Annotated in this window: 17 protein-coding genes; 8 read left to right on the forward strand and 9 right to left on the reverse strand. The window is 64.5% G+C overall.

Features of this window, described 5'->3' with window-relative positions:
* Positions 1 to 69: 69 nt before the first annotated feature.
* Positions 70 to 1305 (reverse strand): dicarboxylate/amino acid:cation symporter, encoded by a 1236-nt coding sequence (locus tag J3474_RS04390; RefSeq protein ID WP_207093217.1) that lies wholly within the window; start codon positions 1303 to 1305, stop codon positions 70 to 72.
* A gap of 151 nt (positions 1306 to 1456) precedes the next feature.
* Here J3474_RS04390 and glmM point away from each other — a divergent pair, with 151 nt between their 5' ends.
* From glmM to thiD, 3 genes are all read left to right on the forward strand, one after another.
* Positions 1457 to 2797, forward strand: coding sequence for a phosphoglucosamine mutase (gene glmM / locus J3474_RS04395; protein ID WP_207093218.1), 1341 nt, complete (start codon positions 1457 to 1459; stop codon positions 2795 to 2797).
* Positions 2797 to 3024, forward strand: coding sequence for a DUF1272 domain-containing protein (locus tag J3474_RS04400; RefSeq protein ID WP_207093219.1), 228 nt, complete (start codon positions 2797 to 2799; stop codon positions 3022 to 3024). The genes glmM and J3474_RS04400 overlap by 1 nt, the downstream gene beginning before the upstream one ends.
* A gap of 115 nt (positions 3025 to 3139) precedes the next feature.
* Positions 3140 to 3886 carry a bifunctional hydroxymethylpyrimidine kinase/phosphomethylpyrimidine kinase gene (thiD, locus tag J3474_RS04405; RefSeq protein WP_207093220.1) on the forward strand — a complete coding sequence of 249 codons (747 nt, stop codon included), beginning with the start codon at positions 3140 to 3142 and terminating at the stop codon, positions 3884 to 3886.
* A 13-nt stretch (positions 3887 to 3899) separates the two neighbouring features.
* On the opposite strand, the gene J3474_RS04410 is transcribed toward thiD, so the two are convergent.
* The gene (locus tag J3474_RS04410) at positions 3900 to 4772 is read right to left on the reverse strand and encodes an LOG family protein (RefSeq protein WP_207093221.1); all 873 of its coding nucleotides are present in this window, start codon (positions 4770 to 4772) and stop codon (positions 3900 to 3902) included.
* A gap of 114 nt (positions 4773 to 4886) precedes the next feature.
* On the opposite strand from J3474_RS04410, the gene J3474_RS04415 reads away from it, so the two are divergent.
* A complete protein-coding gene (locus tag J3474_RS04415; RefSeq protein WP_242528188.1) occupies positions 4887 to 5942 on the forward strand; it encodes an LD-carboxypeptidase in 1056 nt (351 codons plus the stop codon).
* Between the two features lie 39 nt (positions 5943 to 5981).
* Here the strand turns inward: J3474_RS04415 and J3474_RS04420 are convergent, their stop codons facing one another.
* The gene (locus tag J3474_RS04420) at positions 5982 to 6323 is read right to left on the reverse strand and encodes a hypothetical protein (RefSeq protein WP_207093222.1); all 342 of its coding nucleotides are present in this window, start codon (positions 6321 to 6323) and stop codon (positions 5982 to 5984) included.
* A gap of 305 nt (positions 6324 to 6628) precedes the next feature.
* Here J3474_RS04420 and J3474_RS04425 point away from each other — a divergent pair, with 305 nt between their 5' ends.
* Complete coding sequence (locus J3474_RS04425) at positions 6629 to 8416, forward strand: diguanylate cyclase (RefSeq protein ID WP_207093223.1); 1788 nt, start codon at positions 6629 to 6631, stop codon at positions 8414 to 8416.
* A gap of 551 nt (positions 8417 to 8967) precedes the next feature.
* Here J3474_RS04425 and J3474_RS04430 read toward each other — a convergent pair.
* The 5 genes from J3474_RS04430 to J3474_RS04450 all read right to left on the reverse strand — a co-directional run bounded on the left by J3474_RS04430 (position 8968) and on the right by J3474_RS04450 (position 12173).
* A complete protein-coding gene (locus J3474_RS04430; RefSeq protein WP_207093224.1) occupies positions 8968 to 9135 on the reverse strand; it encodes a hypothetical protein in 168 nt (55 codons plus the stop codon).
* A gap of 136 nt (positions 9136 to 9271) precedes the next feature.
* Entirely contained in the window at positions 9272 to 9676 is a 405-nt protein-coding gene (locus tag J3474_RS04435) for a DoxX family protein (protein ID WP_207093225.1), read from the reverse strand.
* Between the two features lie 244 nt (positions 9677 to 9920).
* Positions 9921 to 10322 carry a hypothetical protein gene (locus tag J3474_RS04440; RefSeq protein ID WP_013831658.1) on the reverse strand — a complete coding sequence of 134 codons (402 nt, stop codon included), beginning with the start codon at positions 10320 to 10322 and terminating at the stop codon, positions 9921 to 9923.
* A 110-nt stretch (positions 10323 to 10432) separates the two neighbouring features.
* Positions 10433 to 11851: a metalloprotease TldD gene (tldD, locus tag J3474_RS04445; RefSeq protein WP_207093226.1), complete on the reverse strand. Its 1419-nt coding sequence runs from the start codon at positions 11849 to 11851 to the stop codon at positions 10433 to 10435.
* A gap of 109 nt (positions 11852 to 11960) precedes the next feature.
* Positions 11961 to 12173, reverse strand: coding sequence for a zinc-finger domain-containing protein (locus J3474_RS04450; protein ID WP_038577581.1), 213 nt, complete (start codon positions 12171 to 12173; stop codon positions 11961 to 11963).
* A 163-nt stretch (positions 12174 to 12336) separates the two neighbouring features.
* Here J3474_RS04450 and J3474_RS04455 point away from each other — a divergent pair, with 163 nt between their 5' ends.
* Positions 12337 to 13281 carry an ABC transporter ATP-binding protein gene (locus tag J3474_RS04455; RefSeq protein ID WP_207093227.1) on the forward strand — a complete coding sequence of 315 codons (945 nt, stop codon included), beginning with the start codon at positions 12337 to 12339 and terminating at the stop codon, positions 13279 to 13281.
* Between the two features lie 99 nt (positions 13282 to 13380).
* Complete coding sequence (gene nadB / locus J3474_RS04460) at positions 13381 to 14979, forward strand: L-aspartate oxidase (RefSeq protein ID WP_013831662.1); 1599 nt, start codon at positions 13381 to 13383, stop codon at positions 14977 to 14979.
* A 92-nt stretch (positions 14980 to 15071) separates the two neighbouring features.
* On the opposite strand, the gene J3474_RS04465 is transcribed toward nadB, so the two are convergent.
* Positions 15072 to 15317, reverse strand: a complete 246-nt coding sequence (locus tag J3474_RS04465) for a GlsB/YeaQ/YmgE family stress response membrane protein (RefSeq protein WP_041558659.1) — start codon at positions 15315 to 15317, stop codon at positions 15072 to 15074.
* 603 nt (positions 15318 to 15920) lie between these two features.
* Between J3474_RS04465 and J3474_RS04470 the strand changes: the two genes are divergently transcribed.
* On the forward strand, positions 15921 to 17963 hold the full coding sequence (locus tag J3474_RS04470; RefSeq protein WP_013831663.1) for a ribonucleoside-diphosphate reductase subunit alpha: 2043 nt from the start codon (positions 15921 to 15923) through the stop codon (positions 17961 to 17963).
* Positions 17964 to 17998: the final 35 nt, after the last annotated feature.

Genomic DNA, 17998 nt, shown 5'->3' on the forward strand with positions numbered 1-17998 from the left:
CGGGCCCTCTAGGTCGAGACTCTCGCGGGGGCAAGATCGGGTATCGTCCCTAAGCCAGTAGCCCCAGATTTAGTCCTCTGTCGTGGCAGGTGCGCTCTGCCGAGAGATATCTACGCTGGCCGTAACCGCAACGTCCATGGTCACGTTCCCGACCGTGCGCATGATGTCGGGCAGCATTTCCACCGCGACCAGCACTGCCAGCGGCCAGAGCGGCACGCCCATGGCCGCGGCGATCGGCGCGGTGGAAGCAATGAAGCTGACCGTGCCGGGCAGCGAGACCGACCCGAAAGTGGTGAGGAAGGCGACGAAGACGCCCGCGGCAATGGCGCCGGGATGCAGGTCCACCCCGGCCAGGTGCGCGGCATAGATGACGACGCCCACGTTCATCGCCGGGCTCGTCGCGCGAAAGATGGTCACGGCCAGCGGCAGGACGAACTCGGCTGTCGTCGTCGCCACGCCCAGGCGGCGGCACGACGCGAGCATCGTGGGCAGGCTGGCGAGCGAGGACTGGGTGGAAATGGCGACGACTTGCGCGGGCAGGACCGCCGCGGCGAACCGGCCCAGCGGCTTGCGCGCGATCACGGCGGCAAGCGGATAGGCAAGGAGCAGGAACACCGCGCCGCAAGTGCTGACCAGGACGATGTAGTGCGCCAGCGCACCGATCGCGGCGACACCGCTGCGCGCGGCAAGGCTGAGGCCGAGCGCGAAGACGCCGACCGGCGCGACCTTCAGGACCCAGCCGATCAGGACCATCATCGCCCCGGCCATTCCTTCGAACAGCAGGGCCAGCTGCCGGCGCGGCGCCTCGTCGAGCCGCAAGGAAGCGACGGCGAACAGGGCGACGAAGATGATGACGGGAAGCAGCGCATCGTTCGCGGCCGAGGTAACGACATTGGTCGGCATGATCGACAGCAGGAAGTCGCCGATGCCGGGCACTTGGGGCGGAGCCTGGGTTCCGGGCACGGCGACGCCTTCGGGCGGCGGGCTGAACGACAGCAGCAGCGGCATGACTGTCGCGCCGACGAAGGCGCTGAAAGCCAGCGAGCCGAAGATGAAGGCCATCGTGCGCTTCGCCATTGCCTCGGCGCGGGCCGCGGCGGCTGTCTCCACGATGCCGGTGAACAGCAGTCCGGCGACGAGCGGCAGGATCGTCATCTTCAGGCCCTGCAGCCACAGCGAGCCCACCGGTCCGGCAATCGCAAGTGCGCTGTCCATCTCCGGCGAGTGTGCCAGCAGCGCGCCGCAGACCAGACCCGCGACGAGACCGGCAAGCGTCAACAAGCCGGGGACGCGGATCTCCGGCATCCGTGATGCGCTGCCTGTTCGGGAAGTCTCGTTGCTCAGGATTGCACCAATGGCTGGCCTTGTGGTGCAACAGACATTAACGAAGTTGCGCGACATGGCAATTTGCCCGCATGGGCAAGTCCGACAACACATTCGATAGCGATCTTTGAGCATGGGCAAGCAGTTCTTCGGTACCGACGGCATTCGCGGGCGCACCAACCAGGGGGCGATGACCGCCGCCACCGCCATGAAAGTGGGACAGGCGGCAGGCAGCCGCTTCCTGCGCGGCGATCACCGGCACCGCGTGGTGATCGGCAAGGACACGCGCCTGTCCGGTTATATGCTCGAGAACGCGATGGTCGCCGGATTTACCAGTGTGGGCATGGACGTGGTCCTGCTCGGGCCGATGCCGACACCCGCGGTGGCCCTGCTCACGCGTGAACTGCGCGCCGACGTTGGGGTGATGATCTCGGCCAGCCACAATCCCTACCAGGACAATGGCATCAAGCTGTTCGGCCCGGACGGGTACAAGCTCTCCGACGAGGACGAACTGGCGATCGAGGCCTTGCTGGGCAAGGATCTCGCGCTCGCCGATGCCGAGGACATCGGCCGGGCCCGCCGCATCGACGATGCGCGCGGTCGCTACATCCACGCGGTCAAGCGCTCGCTGCCCGAGGACATCCGCCTCGACGGGCTGAAAATCGCGATCGATTGCGCCAATGGCGCGGCCTACCAGGTCGCGCCATCGGCGTTCTGGGAACTGGGCGCGGAAATCGTCGCGGTCGGGGTCAATCCCAATGGCAAGAACATCAACGCACGCTGCGGATCTACCCATCCCGAGCTGTTGCAGGAAACCGTGGTCTCCTCCGGCGCGGACATCGGCATTGCCCTCGATGGCGATGCCGACCGCCTGATTGTCGTCGACGAGAAGGGCCAGACGGTCGACGGCGACCAGATCATGGCGCTGATCGGCAGCCAGTGGGCGGAGCAGGGCCGCCTGACCGGCGGTGGCGTGGTGGCCACGGTCATGTCCAACCTTGGGCTCGAACGCTTCCTGCAGGGGCGCGGGCTCGATCTCGTACGGACCAAGGTCGGCGACCGCCACGTGCTCGAGAAGATGCGCAGCGCAGGCTACAATGTCGGCGGTGAACAGTCCGGGCACATGATCCTGCTCGATCATGCGACGACCGGTGATGGCACCGTCGCCGCGCTGCAGGTGCTCGCCGCGCTGGTCAAGTCGGGCAAGCGGGCCAGCGAATTGCTGCACCTGTTCGATCCGGTGCCCCAGCTTTTGCGCAACGTGCGCTTCGCGGGCGGCAAGCCGCTGGAAGTGGACCGGGTCAAGGCCGCCATCGCCGATGCCGAGGCTTCGCTTGCGGGCAAGGGCCGACTGGTGATTCGTCCTTCGGGGACCGAACCGGTGATCCGGGTCATGGCCGAAGGCGACGATGCCGGCGATGTCGAGGCAGCGGTCGCCTCGATCTGCTCTGCCGTGGAAGAGGCGGCTGCCTGATGGCTCTCGAAATGCGCCCCGATTGCGAACGCTGCGGCGTTGATCTGCCGGCAGAGGCGCCCGGCGCCTTCATCTGCAGCTTCGAATGCACCTACTGCGCCGAATGCGCGGATGACCTCGATGACCTGTGCCCCAACTGCGGGGGCGAACTGACCGATCGCCCGACGCGCGCGAAAAAGCACCACGCGGCGCATCCCCCCTCGACGCAGAGGCAGTATAAGGCCTAAGGGAGGACTTCCCCCCGCAGGTGCAGCGACAGGCTCGGCACGCTTTGGGGCCTTGTAGCGACACCTGACCCGTTCGCCCTGAGCCTGCCCGTGGGCGTGCGGCCGAGACTATTCCATGAAGCCAGCTCGTATCCTTGCCATTGCCGGTTCCGACAGTTCGGGGGGCGCTGGCATCCAGGCCGACATCAAGACGATCACCGTGCTTGGCGGCTATGCCATGACCGCAATAACCGCGATCACTGCGCAGAACACGCTCGGCGTTCAGGCGATCGAGCCGCTGTCTCCCGAGCTGGTCGGCGCGCAGATCGACGCCTGCATTACCGACATCGGTGTCGACGCAGTGAAGATCGGCATGCTCGGCTCGGCCTCGATTGCGGAACTGGTTGCGGATCGGCTGGAAGGGCTTGATGTGCCGGTAATCTTCGATCCGGTCATGGTATCGACGAGCGGATCGACGCTGACTGACCAGGAAACGGTGACTGCGTTCGAACGGCTGATCCGCCTTGCCGCGCTGACGACGCCGAACATCGGCGAACTGGCGGCGCTTGGCGGGGCCGAGACAATGGCATCGCGCGGGGCGGCATACCTTGCCAAAGGTGGCGACGCCCAAGGCGAAACAGTCGAGGACCGGTTGATCGTGCCGGGCCACGAGCCTGTCGTCTGGCAAGGATCGCGCATCGACACGCGGCACAACCATGGCACCGGCTGCACGATGTCCAGCGCCATCGCGACGTTTCTCGCGCAGGGTTGCACACTTGAGGAAGCCATCGAGGATGCCCGCGATTTCGTGCGCGCAGCCCTGCTCAATGCGCCGGAATTCGGCGCGGGCAATGGACCGATGGGACACCACGCGGTCCGCTGATCGACGCCGGCTCCTAGCCGCAGTCGAGGTCGTAGAATTCGCGGATCCGGGTCCAGCCTTCCTCGCCGGTCTCACACCAGTGGAACAGGTCGAGGTCGCTGGCATTGATCGTGCCTTCTTCGGCCAGCGCCTCGAAATTGATGATCCGCTCCCAGAATTCGCGGCCGTAGAGCAGGATCGGGATCGGCTTCATCTTGCCGGTCTGGATCAGCGTCAGCAGTTCGAGGAACTCGTCGAGCGTGCCGAACCCGCCCGGGAACACTGCGACGGCGCGGGCGCGCAGCAGGAAGTGCATCTTGCGCAGCGCGAAATAGTGGAACTGGAACGAGAGGCGCGGCGTCACGTAAGGGTTGGGTGCCTGCTCGTGCGGCAGGACGATATTCAGGCCCAGCGATTCGGCGCCGACGTCTGCCGCGCCCCGGTTGGCTGCTTCCATGATCGACGGGCCGCCGCCCGAGCAGACGACGAACTGGCGCATGCCTTTCTCGACCACCGCGCACTTGCTGGCGAGCTGGGCCAGCTTGCGCGCCTCGTCATAGTATTTCGACTTGGCGACCAGCCGCTCGGCGATCTTCCTTTCCTGTTCGCTCCTCGCCTTCGCCAGCAGGGCGTCGCACTCGTCGGGCGCGGGAATACGGGCCGATCCGTACATGACGAGGGTCGAGCCGATGTTCGCTTCTTCGAGCAGCATTTCCGGCTTGAGCAGTTCCAGCTGGAATCGCACCGGGCGCAGTTCGTCGCGCAGGAGGAATTCGGTGTCCTGGAACGCCAGCCGATAGGCCGGGTTCTGGGTTTGCAGGGTGCCTTCCTGCTGATCGGCGAACGAGGCTTCCTGCTCCGCCTTGTAGAAGCGGCGGTCGGCTATCTTCTTTTCTTCTTCGGTCATAGATCCTAGATGGAGGTTCGATCGGCTTCCGTCGAGAGAATAGCCGCATCATATTAAACTCTTGCGAAGATGCGGGGACTCGCCTGCCCGGGCTCCTGCGGCTAGGCTTGCGCCATGACGATCCCCGATCTTTCGCGGCGCGGTGCGCTCATGGGCCTCGGCGTTGCCGCCGCCACGATTGCGGTCCCTGCGATGTCGGCAAGACCGACCGGCGCGCCAAGCAGGCAGAAGCCGCCGCGTCTGCGCCGGGGCGACGTGCTCGGCCTCGTCGCCCCGGCCGGTTTCATCGGCGACCGCTTCGGGCTGGAGGAGATCGAGGAGGCCGTGCGGGCCATGGGGCTGGAGCCCAGGGCTGCGCCGCATATGCTCGATCGCGAAGGCTATCTTGCCGGATCGGACAAGGACCGAGCAGGCGATCTCATGGCGATGTTCGCCGACGACGAGGTGCGCGCGATCATGGCCGTACGCGGCGGCTGGGGCTGCGCGCGCATACTGCCCTGGCTCGATTTCGACGCGATGGCCCGCACGCCCAAGCTGTTCGCCGGGTTCAGCGACAATACCGCGCTCCACCTCGCCTTTGCCGCCCGGACCGGCGTGCCCAGCATTCACGGACCGAACGCCTCGGCGTCCTGGCCCCCGGCTGCTTGGGAATCGTTCCGCGCACTGGCTTTCGACGGGGCGACGCCGACATATGCGGTGCCCGAGCATGCCGGCACCTACCTTGGCCGGCGCAGCGAGCGGGTGCGGACTTTCCGGGGCGGCAAGGCACGTGGCCGATTGATCGGTGGCAACCTTACCGTCCTCGCGGCTCTGGTGGGGACTCCCTACCTGCCCGATTTCAGCGGCGCGATCCTGTTCCTGGAGGACACCAACGAGGCAGAGTATCGCATCGACCGGATGCTGACGCAGCTGGCCCTTGCAGGCATTCTCGGAAAACTGGCGGGTGTCGTCTTCGGCCAGTGCACCGGCTGCAGCAATGCCGAGGGCGGTTATTCGAACTTCACGATCTACGAAGTGCTCGACCGCCAGTTTGCAGGGCTGGGCGTTCCTGCATTCCAGGGCGCCCAGATTGGCCATATCGCCGGGCAGGTGAGCATGCCGGTCGGCGTCATGGCCGAAATCGATGCCGATGCAGGGACGATTTCGGTTCTTGAACCGGCGGTAAGCTGAAACTTCGCAGGCGACCCGGCCGCCCCGGATTTTTCGTGATCAGGCGGCCTTGGCAGCGCTGCGACCGAGGCCGAAGCGGGCCACGAGATCGGAGAAGGTCTGGCCGTCGAGCGGGTCGGCAAATTCCAGGCCGGCGCTGTGATCGTTGGCCCATGCGACGAAGGCCATAGACGGCCGGCATCCCGGCAGCGCCAGGCTGACGGCTTCATCGGCGCAGAGGCGGCCGACTCCTTCGACTTTCGCGCCGAAGCGCGTCAGGTCCTTGAGCAGCACTGTGCTACTCACGAAGTCGCGACGGAACTTCGCCAACATCTCGACCTGCTCGCGTTGCTCGCGGCGGTGGATCGGCGGTGATCCGAGTTCGGGGTCGAGATAGGCCATGTCGATGCTCCGGCGTTCGTGCTTCCGGCCATTAACTACGGCATCGCGGGGAAGAATTTCAGTCCGGAGCACCCGCCAAGCCGAATTTTTCTCGCGGTTAAGCATGTCGCCCGCTGCGCGTCGCCTCGAACTGCCGGATTTCATGCGGGGATATGCGCCTTTGCTAAACTGAAACAATCGATTGTAAAATAAGCGGAATCCTTGGGGGCATCTGGTTGTGTGAAAAGTAAACACATCATGAAATCAGAGACTTAAATGGCCGGTTTAACCCGTTGATAACCCTGTGCTGCGTATCGACTGCAGGCATGGGAAGGGTCGCAAGAACAGGCAGTGCAGCACTATCGCTGCGTTCGACGGGCAGGGCGCTTGTGGCAGCGTGCCTCTATTTCGCACTGGCTGCTGCGACGATTAGGCTCACCAGCCACGAAGGAAGTATTGCCACGGTCTGGCCTGCGAACGCAGTCGTGGTCGCCATGATGCTGCAGCGCCCGCGCTCGGAATGGCTCCTTTACCTGCTGGCCGCATTGCTGGGTAATGGCGCTGCGAACTTGGTCATACGCGAGGCCGGGATCGGTTCGCTCATGCTCGGGCTGTCCAACTTGCCGGAAATCCTGATCGCGGCATGGATGTTTCGCCGCATCGTCAGCGCGGACAATTCGCTGCTGCACGACAAGAGATCGGTGATCAGCTTCATTCTTGCGGCCGGCCTGATCGCGCCTGCTGCCAGCACCGGCTTCGGGGCGATGACCGCCTATCTGATGTTCGACCAGCCTATCGGCGAATCGGTCGGCATCTGGTTCGCCGCCGATGCTCTTGGCTTGCTGATCTTCACACCGTTCTTCCACTGCCTGATCGCCGGCCATTACCTCCAGTGCTTCCGATCGAAGTCGGGGATCGAACGTCTCAAGACGGCGGCCCTGCAGGGGCTGGTGGTCGCCGTCACCGCGGGTGTATTTGCGCAAAGCACTTATCCGTTGCTGTTCGTGCCCGTTCTGCCACTGATCCTCGTCACCTTCCGGCTCGGCTGGTTGGGGACCAATCTTGCGGTCATGCTGATTGCCGCGATCGGCGCCCTTGCAACGATGCACGGTATCGGGCCGGTTTCGCTTGCCTCGGTTCGCGGCTTCTGGGTCCAACCGGCCTTCTTTCAGATCTATCTCGCCTTCCTCCTGCTTACCAACATGCCTATCGCGGCTTCGCTCAATGAGCGCCGCTCACTGCTCGACAGGCTGGCCGAGCGCGAACGCGCGATCCACTTGCTGGCGGAGCGCTCGTCGGTCCTGCTGGTCAACTTCTCCCCGGCAGGGCGGTGCACCCAGGTCGCGGGCGATGCTTCCTCGATCTTCTCCCGTCCGGCGGCCGAGCTTGTTGGCGAGGATATTCTCGACTTGCAGGAAGATTGCGCCGACGCGCTGATGAGCGCCCACGTCAGGGCGATCGACAACCCGCAGGGCAAAGCCGTCGCCGAAATCCCGCTGGGCAACGGGCGCTGGATCGAGGCGACCTTCACCGCTTCTTATGACGGCGAGGGCCTGTTTGCAGGCTCCATCGCCACGATTTTCGATATCACGCGGCGCAAGCTGCGCGAGCGTGAACTGGCCGATGCCGCCCAGAGGGACGAACTGACCGGCGTGCTCAATCGCGCGGGTTTCATGGAGCGCTTCCAGGCCGCCATCGCGGACAAGCCGGCCACCGGCATCAGCCTTGCTCTGATCGACGTCGACCGGTTCAAGTCGATCAACGACGAACTTGGCCACCTTGTCGGCGATGCCGTTCTAAAGGAAATCGCCGCGCGCCTCGTCAACGAAGTGCGCGACACTGACGTGGTCGGGCGCCTCGGCGGAGACGAGTTCGTCATTCTCCTGCACACCGACAACAGCGAGATCGCTCATGCCATCTGCAATCGTATCGTGGACCGGGTCGCGAGCGATCCGGTGGACATGCGGTTCGGGCAGGAAGTCCGGACGCAGATCAGCTGCGGCCTTGTCTACCATATCGCCGGACTGGGAGTGGAAGACATGATCCACAGTGCCGACATGGCGCTCTATGCCGCGAAGCGGGCGGGTCGCAACCGGCTTCAGGTTGCGGCCTGAACCGGTCTGCAAGGGCAGGGTCACGACCTGCAAGCGGTCCAAGTTTGCCGGAATGCGATAAGGTGACTGGTCCATCTGACGAGCCGAAGTTGCCACTCCGACGAGCGCAGGATAGTGGGAAATCGCTGCTCACGTTTCGGACGTTGCGCCTCGGGCCGTCCCCCCTTGGACTCCAATCCCGGCATGCAGGCAGGCAGCACCCGACTTTTCCGAGATCGCAGAATGTACCGTGCGGCGCCAATTCCGCGTAAAGGCCTTGCGCCGTTTTCGGCCATGCGGAAGCGCGATCCAGTGACACTGCACATGTGCAATGCGGGCCAGGAATCAGAAAGGGCCGCTCCTTTCGGAGCGGCCCCCTGACCGGCCCTTTTGTTCCCGAACCTGTCCATGGACTTTGCCCTTACGGTGCATGTCGTGGTCTGGTTCGCGATCCTGGCAAGGGATGCCTTTCGCGGTCGATTCCTGAATACGCCTCGCGAGTGAGTCGGGCAAGCCCCCATGCAGGGTAAGACCTCGTGGGTAAGCGTCCATGCGTGCGAACGAAGGCAAAGTCAGTTCTTCCTGGAGGCGCGTGTCTGTGCCAATTCCTGCATGGCTTCCATCTTCAATGGTCGCGCGATCAGGAGTTTGGTGTCGAACACGAGCCCGCCGACGGTCGGTTGCGGCCTATTGCAGGATTCCGGCGGGGATCGTTCGACCCGTATCGCTTCGGAGGTCATTGCCGAGTACGAAGCTGAATTGGCCGATGCAGCGGCAATGCGCGGAGCCGTGAAATACCTGAAGCCCTTCGCTGGAGGAGGGCCTAGCCGATTTCAGACGAGTATAGGTTCTTGCGCCGAGAGGGCACGTGCGGGCTCAGGGGCGTGAACGGAAGGGCCAGGCGATAACCTTGCCTGCCCATAGCGGCCACCAGATCAGCACCGGTTGCAAGGCTAGCCGGGGCAGGTGATAGGCGAGCCCAAGGCCATGGTCGGGCCTCGCCATGTCGATCAGCATATGTTGCACGTTGGCTGGCCAGACACACAGCGCATAGGCTGCAAGACCCCAAGCGGCGGCACGTTGCACTGTGGTTGAAAAGGGCTGGGTCAACCCTGCCGCGCCAGCCAATTCGGCAAGTCCGGTCAGCGCGACGACGCTTGCCGGAAACGGAACCCACGGCGGCACGATCGAAACAAACGGGTCAGGCAGGACGAGGTGCAGCACGCCTGCTGCCGCATAGAGCGAGGCGAGGAGCCATCGGCTACCGGATCGTATGGCCATCCTAGCTTTCCTTCCATAACGCATCGCGCGCATGAAAAATGCGCCCGAGCTTGTTGCCCGGGCGCATGAGTTGCCAAGCCAGGGTGGGCTCGAGGGCGCAGGACATGCCGCAGGTCGCTTGTGGATTGCAACCGCTGCAAGGCATTAATCTGTCTGGAACAGGTGGATCGCAAACCAGAAGGCGACCGCGAGAAACTCCCGGCCGCCTTCCGCAGGGGACCTCTTGGTAGAATAGCGCTGGCGCTTACTTGGCCGACGCTATCTTGGTGTAGGGCACGAAGTCCTGAAGCCCCACGAAGCCGTTCCAGAAGTGGCTGCCGCGATCGTGCAGTTGCACGGTGTCGAGCCGGCAAAGCTGGCTGGAATGAAGCTTGGTGACGAGAATGTCGTCGTCATCGAGCGAATCGGCATTGCTTGGGCGATTGACGTAAAGCGTGCTGCCGACGCGATAGACGATCGCCGTCTTGTCGATCACGCGCGTGTCCTGCGCCATGTACGATGGAATGCAATTGACCGGCTTCCCGGCCTCTCGGCCATCGAGCATCTTGGCCAGCTGTTCCTCGCCGGTGAGCTTGGTGCGCGCGTCTGCGACGGGTGCGGCAAGGAGCGTGGCGGCGACAGCTACAGCGGCAAGTACCTTCTGCATGTCATTTCTCCTTTGATCCCACTTCCCTTTCATCGCGACTTTCGCACGAACCGTCTTAACCGAAGCTGACCGCCGGGGCTTCGATCGGCAGGGAATGCCGTCAGCCGATCTCAGGCGGTTCCGCCGACGGTGAGACCCTCGATCAGAAGGCTGGGCTGGCCGACGCCAGCCGGCACGCTCTGCCCGCCCTTGCCGCACATGCCCACGCCCTCGTCGAGCGCCATGTCGTTGCCGATGCCCTTGACCCGGGTGAGGACGGAAGGGCCATCGCCGATCAGCGTGGCGCCCTTGATCGGCGCCCCGAGCTTGCCGTTCTCCACCTTGTAGGCTTCGGTGCAGGAGAAAACGAACTTGCCCGAGACGATGTCGACCTGGCCGCCGCCGAAGTTCTTGGCGTAGATGCCGTTGCCGATGCGGGCGAGCAGTTCCTCGGGATCGTCCTCGCCGGACTTCATGAAGGTGTTGGTCATGCGCGGCAGCGGGGCATGGGCGTAGTTTTCGCGGCGTCCATTGCCGGTCGGCTCGACGCCCATCAGGCGCGCATTGAGGCGGTCCTGCATGTAGCCCTTGAGCACGCCGTCCTCGATCAGGACCGTTTCGCGCGTGGGCGTGCCTTCATCGTCGATGGTGAGCGAGCCGCGGCGGCCCATGATCGAACCGTCGTCGACGATAGTGACGCCAGGTGCGCCCACGCGTTCGCCGATGCGTCCGGTGAAGGCCGAAGTGCCCTTGCGGTTGAAGTCGCCCTCGAGGCCATGGCCGATGGCTTCGTGCAGTAGCACGCCGGGCCAGCCGGGGCCGAGCAGCACGGTCATCTCTCCTGCGGGAGCATCGACGCTTTCGAGATTGATCAGCGCGCGTTCAAGCGCAGTGTCGATGGCGCGGTTCCAGTTCTCGGGCTTGAACAGGTAGTCGTAGAGCCAGCGCCCGCCCATGCCGAACGAGCCGGTCTCGCGCCGTCCGTTGCTTTCGGCGACGATCGAGACGTTGAGGCGGACCAACGGGCGCACGTCGGTGGCGACGAAGCCGTCGGCCCGCACGATCTCGACCACCGACCAGGAGCCCGAGAGACTGGCGCTGACTTGCGCGACGCGCGGGTCGCGGGCGCGGGCGGCGGCGTCGATGGTCTCGAGCAGTTTCACCTTCTCGCCGAAACCGACGAGGTCGAGCGGCGAGGCATCGGTATAGAGGTGCCGGTTGCTCTTCTGCGGCGGTGCGGCGCGTTTGCCGGTTGCCGGGTCGAGCAGCTGCAGCGTCTCACCCGCGCGGCGGATCGCGGCGGCGGAAATCTCGTTGGCGTGGGCAAAGCCGGTCATCTCGCCGGAAACGCCGCGCAGGCCGAAACCTGCATCGCGCGAATAGTCGGCGGTCTTGAGGCGTCCGTCGTCGAAGCCGAAGGCCTCGGTCGCCATGAACTGCATGTAGAGTTCGCCGTCGTCGCACGCCTGCAGCGTTTCGGCGGCAAGCGCCTGTGCGTCCTCGGGCGTGAGCTGGCGGTAAAGTAGCGAGCGCGGGTCAGTAACGGTCATAGGACCGGATATAGGCCCACCGGCGCGAATTGAAATGGCAATGGCCGCAATCGGGCCAGTGCCGAAGATCTTGCGGGGCGTCCCGGCCGAGGACCGGGACGTAAGCCGATCAGGCCGCCTGCTGGTCTGCGGGGCCGCCCTTCAGCACGAAGCGGCGGTCGCAGTAACCGCATTCAACATAGCCCTTTTCGTCGATTTCCATCCACACGCGGGGATGGCCCAGCGCGGCGGGCTTGTAGGCGCCGTTGGCGCGGATGTCGGAAGCCCCGTCGCAGGAGACGCGAGGGGAATCGGTGTAGACGGTTTCGGGCGCGTTGCTCATGAGCTGCGCCATTAGCAGCGAGTGCTGGCCATTTCCAGCGCGGAACGGCGCAGATTCGCAACCTCATGTGGGAAGGTCCCGCGCCGCCGCGGGACGCGCGCCTGCACGCTGCCTTGCCAGCCGGGGCTTTACCCGGAGGGCAACTTCCCCCAAATGCGCAGGAATGACCAGCACTGCAGCCCCCGCCATCTCCATTCGCGACCTCAAGAAGCGTTACGCTCCGGCTGGCGGCGACGAAGGCAAGCTTGCCCTGAAAGGCGTCTCTTTCGACGTTCCGGAAGGCGGGATCTTCGGCCTGCTCGGCCCGAACGGCGCGGGCAAGTCGACGCTCATCAACATCATGGCGGGGCTGGTTCGCAAGACTTCCGGCTCGATCGACATCTGGGGCTTCGACATCGATCGCGACCAGCGCAACGCCAAGCGGTCGATCGGCATCGTCCCGCAGGAAATCGTCTTCGACCCCTTCTTCACGCCTTACGAGGTGCTGGAGATCCAGGCGGGCCTCTACGGCATCGCCAAGCACTTGCGCCGCAGCGAGGAACTGCTGCGTGCCGTCCACCTTGCCGACAAGCGCGATGCCTACTCGCGCACGCTGTCCGGCGGCATGAAGCGGCGCCTGCTGATCGCCAAGGCGCTTGTCCACCAGCCGCCGGTGCTGGTGCTCGACGAGCCGACCGCGGGCGTCGACGTGGAACTGCGCCGCCAGCTCTGGGAACTCGTCACCGAGATGAACCGCGAAGGTGTGACGATCGTACTTACCACGCACTACCTCGAGGAAGCCGAGGAGTTGTGCGATCGCATCGCCATCATCAACCACGGCGAACTGATCGCCAACAAGCCTACCCGCGAACTGGTCGGCATGGCGCGCGAGAAGATCCTGGTCCTCACGCTCGATCGCGACCTGACCGAGCTGCCCAGTCACCCCGGCTTCGTGAAGTGCGAAACCAGCGGTGAGCGCATGCTTGAGATCACCTACGACAAGGACCGCGCCAATGCCGGCGAGATCCTCTCGGCGGTGCAGGCGCAGGGCTTCTCGATTGTCGACGTGACGACCCGCGAAGCTGATCTCGAGGACGTCTTCGTCAGCCTGACCAGCCAGGCGGCCTGACCTGCACTTGTAAGAGGGCAGGGAGCGGAAAAGCCAAAAAGACTCTCTGTCTACCGGCAGGTTATTGCGATTGGGCGCGTCTCTCGCCAATGAGGCGGGATGGAACCGTCAGATCGCAGTAGCGTGCAATACGATGTCGTCATCATTGGTTCGGGGGCAGCGGGCCTTACCGCAGCTCTGGCACTGGCCTCGAAGCTCAAGGTTCTGGTCCTCGCCAAGGGCCAGTTGACCGGTGGCTCCACTGCCTGGGCGCAGGGCGGCATTGCAGCCGTACTGGATGCCGGTGACACCTTTGAAGAGCATATCCGTGACACGATGGTCGCCGGTGCGGGCCTGAACCGGCTCGAGACGGTCGAATACGTCGTCGAGCGCGCGCCCAGCGCAATCGGACGGCTGGTCGAGCTGGGCGTGCCGTTCAACATGGAAGGCGATGCGCTGCACCTGACGCGCGAAGGCGGCCATTCCCACCGCCGCATCGTCCACGTCAACGATGCCACCGGCTGGGCCGTGCAGCAGGCGCTGCTCAAGGCTGCCGAGGACAGCCCCAACATCACCCTGCTGCCGGGCCGTTCGTGCATCGACCTCATCACCGGACGGCACGAGATGCGCTATTCCGGCTCGGGGCGCATCTGGGGCGTCTATGCGCTCAACGAACAGACCGGGCACGTCGAGGCCTATACGGCGCGCGCCACGGTGCTCGCCACCGGCGGGGCGGGGCGCGTCTATCGCTTCAGCACCGCCCCGCGCGGCGCCACCGGGGACGGGATCGCCATGGCCTGGCGCGCCGGTGCGCGCGTCTCCAACATGGAGATGATGCAGTTTCATCCGACCTGCCTCTACAATCTGGAGGTCAAGAACTTCCTGATCACCGAGGCGGTGCGCGGCGAGGGCGGGCACCTCAAGCACCCGGTCACCGGCCACCGCTTCATGCCCGATTATGACGAGCGGGCCGAACTGGCGCCGCGCGACGTGGTCGCGCGCGCGATCGACGACCAGATCAAGCGCTACGGCCTGGATTACGTCCACCTCGATATCAGCCACCGTCCGCCCGAATTCGTGAAGGAGCACTTCCCGAACATTTACGAGAAGCTGATCTCGCTGGGCATCGACATGACGAAGGAGCCGATCCCGGTGGTGCCGGCGCAGCACTACACTTGCGGCGGCGTGCTGGTGGACCTCGACGGGCGGACCGACCTGCCCGGGCTCTATGCCGCGGGCGAGTGCACCGAAAGCGGGTTGCACGGCGCGAACCGCCTCGCGTCCAATTCGCTGCTGGAATGCTTCGTCTTCGGCGAGGCCGCGGCCGCGCACATTCTCGATCACTGGGACGCCTTCGATGCTCCGCCGCCGATCCGCGACTGGGACGAAAGCCGCGTCACCGATTCGGACGAGGAAGTCGTCATCAAGCAGAACTGGACCGAGATCCGCCGGTTCATGTGGAACTACGTCGGCATCGTGCGCACCACCAAGCGGTTGGAACGCGCGATGCACCGCATCCAGATGCTCAACGGCGAAGTGGAGGAATACTACCGCCACTTCCGCGTCTCGACCGATCTCGTCGAACTGCGCAACCTGCTGCAGTCGGCGGAACTGATCGTGCAGTCGGCCCTGCGCCGTCATGAAAGCCGCGGCCTGCACTTCACGCTCGATTATCCCCGGACGCTTCCCGAGGCGCAGGACACCGTAATGGTGCCCTAGGCGCGCGGGGCCGGGTTCGGGTTCTCCATTGCGCAATCCCCACCGCCTTCCCCGCCAGGGCGGGAAGCGGGGCGCGCTTCAGCCTTCGGAAATCAGGCGCCGATTCCGAGCAACCGACCGAGGAAGATCAGCACGATGGCACCGATGATCGAGGCGAGGCAGCCGGCGCGGCTGAAGTCGCGCTGACCACGGCTGGAGACCAGCCCGGCGACGAGAGAACCGCCGATGCCCAGCAGGATCGTCGCGATCCAGCCCATGTCGACCGCGCCCGGGTAGAAGAAACGCGCCAGCACGCCGATGATGAGGCCGCTGATGATTGCGCCGATGATGTTGAGCATGATTTCGTTTCCCTCCTGCCAGTCCGTTCTCGAATCAGGCTGCCTTATAACCGTTGAAAGACAAGACGGTTGCATCCCGCCATGGCCTGCTTGCGAAAGCCCCGGCAAGCAACTGGGGCTCGCGATCAGGGCACCGGAGGTCTCGTTTCGTCGTATTCCTGATTCAGGTCGTCGTCAGATTACTGGGGAAAAATTTTTCGGCGCAGGCGTGACATTCGGACTTGCCAGAGACGCGGGTGAAGGACTTCCCACGCGTCGCGAGAGCGGCGGGGCTGTCCAGCCGTCCGATGCGAAGCCCATCGGATCAGGGGCCCCCCTCTTGCAGTGAAATCCAGAACAGGCACTATGGGTTGTGTCGCAGCGGCGGCCGGGGCTCAATACCTAGAGGGATCGCAAGTGGGCGGATCAGGGCCCACCAGGGGGCGAGTCCCGGTGTGAAGGCCGACCGGAAGCCTCTAGGGCCAAGGCGGAACGGGTAATTCCGTTCTCTTTTTGTACCATATCTGGTAGGTGGGAATGCAGATCCTCGCCGACTCGTGACGGTACCGCCCGGCCGATGCGGAAAAGATGACGCTGCTTTCGGGCAGTTCGATGACAAGTGCGATGACACGGGGGCGAAAAGTGGATTTCAGGAACGAAAGCGACGCGGTCGTGGAAAGTGCTGACGTGGAACATGTCGGGGCGGTGGCTTCGGATACGGACTGTGCCGTAGGGGCGCAGGACGCGAGCAAACAGAACAAGGAGACGGGCAAGGGCCCGGCAGTCGCCATGGATAAATCCGACATCGCAACCGCAGATCTGGTCGACGCGGCGAAGGCGCCGCGCAAGAGCGATTCGAAGACCATCCATGACCGCCGCTTCAAGGTCGTCACGGATGACAGCCGCGATGCGCTCCTGACCGATTTCGGCAAGGAGACGCTGGACGACCGCTACCTGCTGCCCGGCGAGAAGTACCAGGACATCTTCGCGCGCGTCGCGGATGCCTATGCCGACGACCAGGAGCATGCGCAGCGGCTCTACGACTACATCTCGAAGCTGTGGTTCATGCCCGCTACCCCGGTCCTGTCGAACGGCGGCACCGGGCGCGGCCTGCCGATCTCGTGCTACCTGAACTCGGTGGACGACAGCCTCGAGGGCATCGTCGCGACCTGGAACGAGAACGTCTGGCTCGCCTCGCGCGGCGGCGGCATCGGCACCTACTGGGGCTCGGTGCGCGGCATCGGCGAACCGGTGGGCCTCAACGGCAAGACCAGCGGCATCATTCCCTTCGTGCGCGTGATGGACTCGCTGACCCTCGCGATCTCGCAAGGTTCGCTGCGCCGCGGCTCGGCAGCCTGCTACATCGACGTCTCGCACCCCGAGATCGAGGAGTTCCTCGAGATCCGCAAGCCCTCGGGCGATTTCAACCGCAAGGCGCTCAACCTGCACCACGGCGTGCTGCTCACCGACGAGTTCATGGAAGCCGTGCGCGATGGCCGTGAGTTCGAGCTCAAGAGCCCGCGCGACGGTTCGGTGCGCGGTTCGGTCAATGCCCGCTCGCTGTTCCAGAAGCTGGTCGAAACCCGCCTGGCCACAGGCGAGCCCTACATCGTCTTCTCCGACACCGTGAACCGCATGATGCCCAAGCATCACCGTGATCTCGGCCTCAAGGTCTCGACCTCGAACCTTTGCTCGGAAATCACCCTGCCCACGGGCCGCGACCACCTCGGCAACGACCGTACGGCGGTGTGCTGCCTGTCCTCGCTCAACCTGGAAACCTGGGACCAGTGGAAGGGCGAGAAGCGCTTCGTGGAAGACGTGCTGCGCTTCCTCGACAACGTGCTGCAGGACTACATCGACCGCGCGCCGGACGAGATGGCCCGTGCCAAGTATTCGGCCATGCGCGAACGCTCGGTCGGCATGGGCGTGATGGGCTTCCACTCGTTCCTGCAGCAGAAGGGCATCGCCTTCGAAAGCGCGATGGCCAAGGCGCTCAACCTGCAGATGTTCCAGTACATCAACCAGAAGGCCAACGAGGCCTCGATGATGCTCGCCAAGGAACGCGGCCCGTGCCCGGACGCGGCCGATCAGGGCGTGATGGAACGGTTCAGCTGCAAGATGGCGATCGCGCCGACCGCGTCGATCTCGATCATCTGCGGTGGCACCTCTGCCTGCATCGAGCCGATCCCGGCCAACATCTACACCCACAAGACGCTTTCGGGCTCCTTCGTGGTGAAGAACCCCTACCTGCAGAAGCTGCTGGCCTCGAAGTCGAAGGACTCCACCAACGTGTGGAACTCGATCCTCGAGCATGGCGGCTCGGTCCAGCAGCTCGACTTCCTCTCGCCCGAGGAAAAGGCGATCTACAAGACCAGCTTCGAGATCGACCAGCGCTGGCTGCTCGAATTCGCGGCCGACCGCACGCCCTATATCGACCAGGCCCAGTCGCTGAACCTGTTCATCCCGGCCGACGTCGACAAGTGGGACCTGATGATGCTGCACTTCCAGGCCTGGGAGAGGGGCATCAAGTCGCTTTACTACCTGCGCTCCAAGTCGGTGCAGCGCGCCGGTTTCGCCGGCGGTGTGGAAGCGGACAATACCAAGGTCGCACCCAAGTTCGAGATCGGCGAGACCACCGACTACGACGAGTGTCTTGCCTGTCAGTAAGGGAATTGCCGGGGGGCGGCATTTGCTCAGCCCCG

The sequence above is a fragment of the Novosphingobium sp. PY1 genome (assembly GCF_017312445.1).
Taxonomy (GTDB): Bacteria; Pseudomonadota; Alphaproteobacteria; order Sphingomonadales; family Sphingomonadaceae; genus Novosphingobium.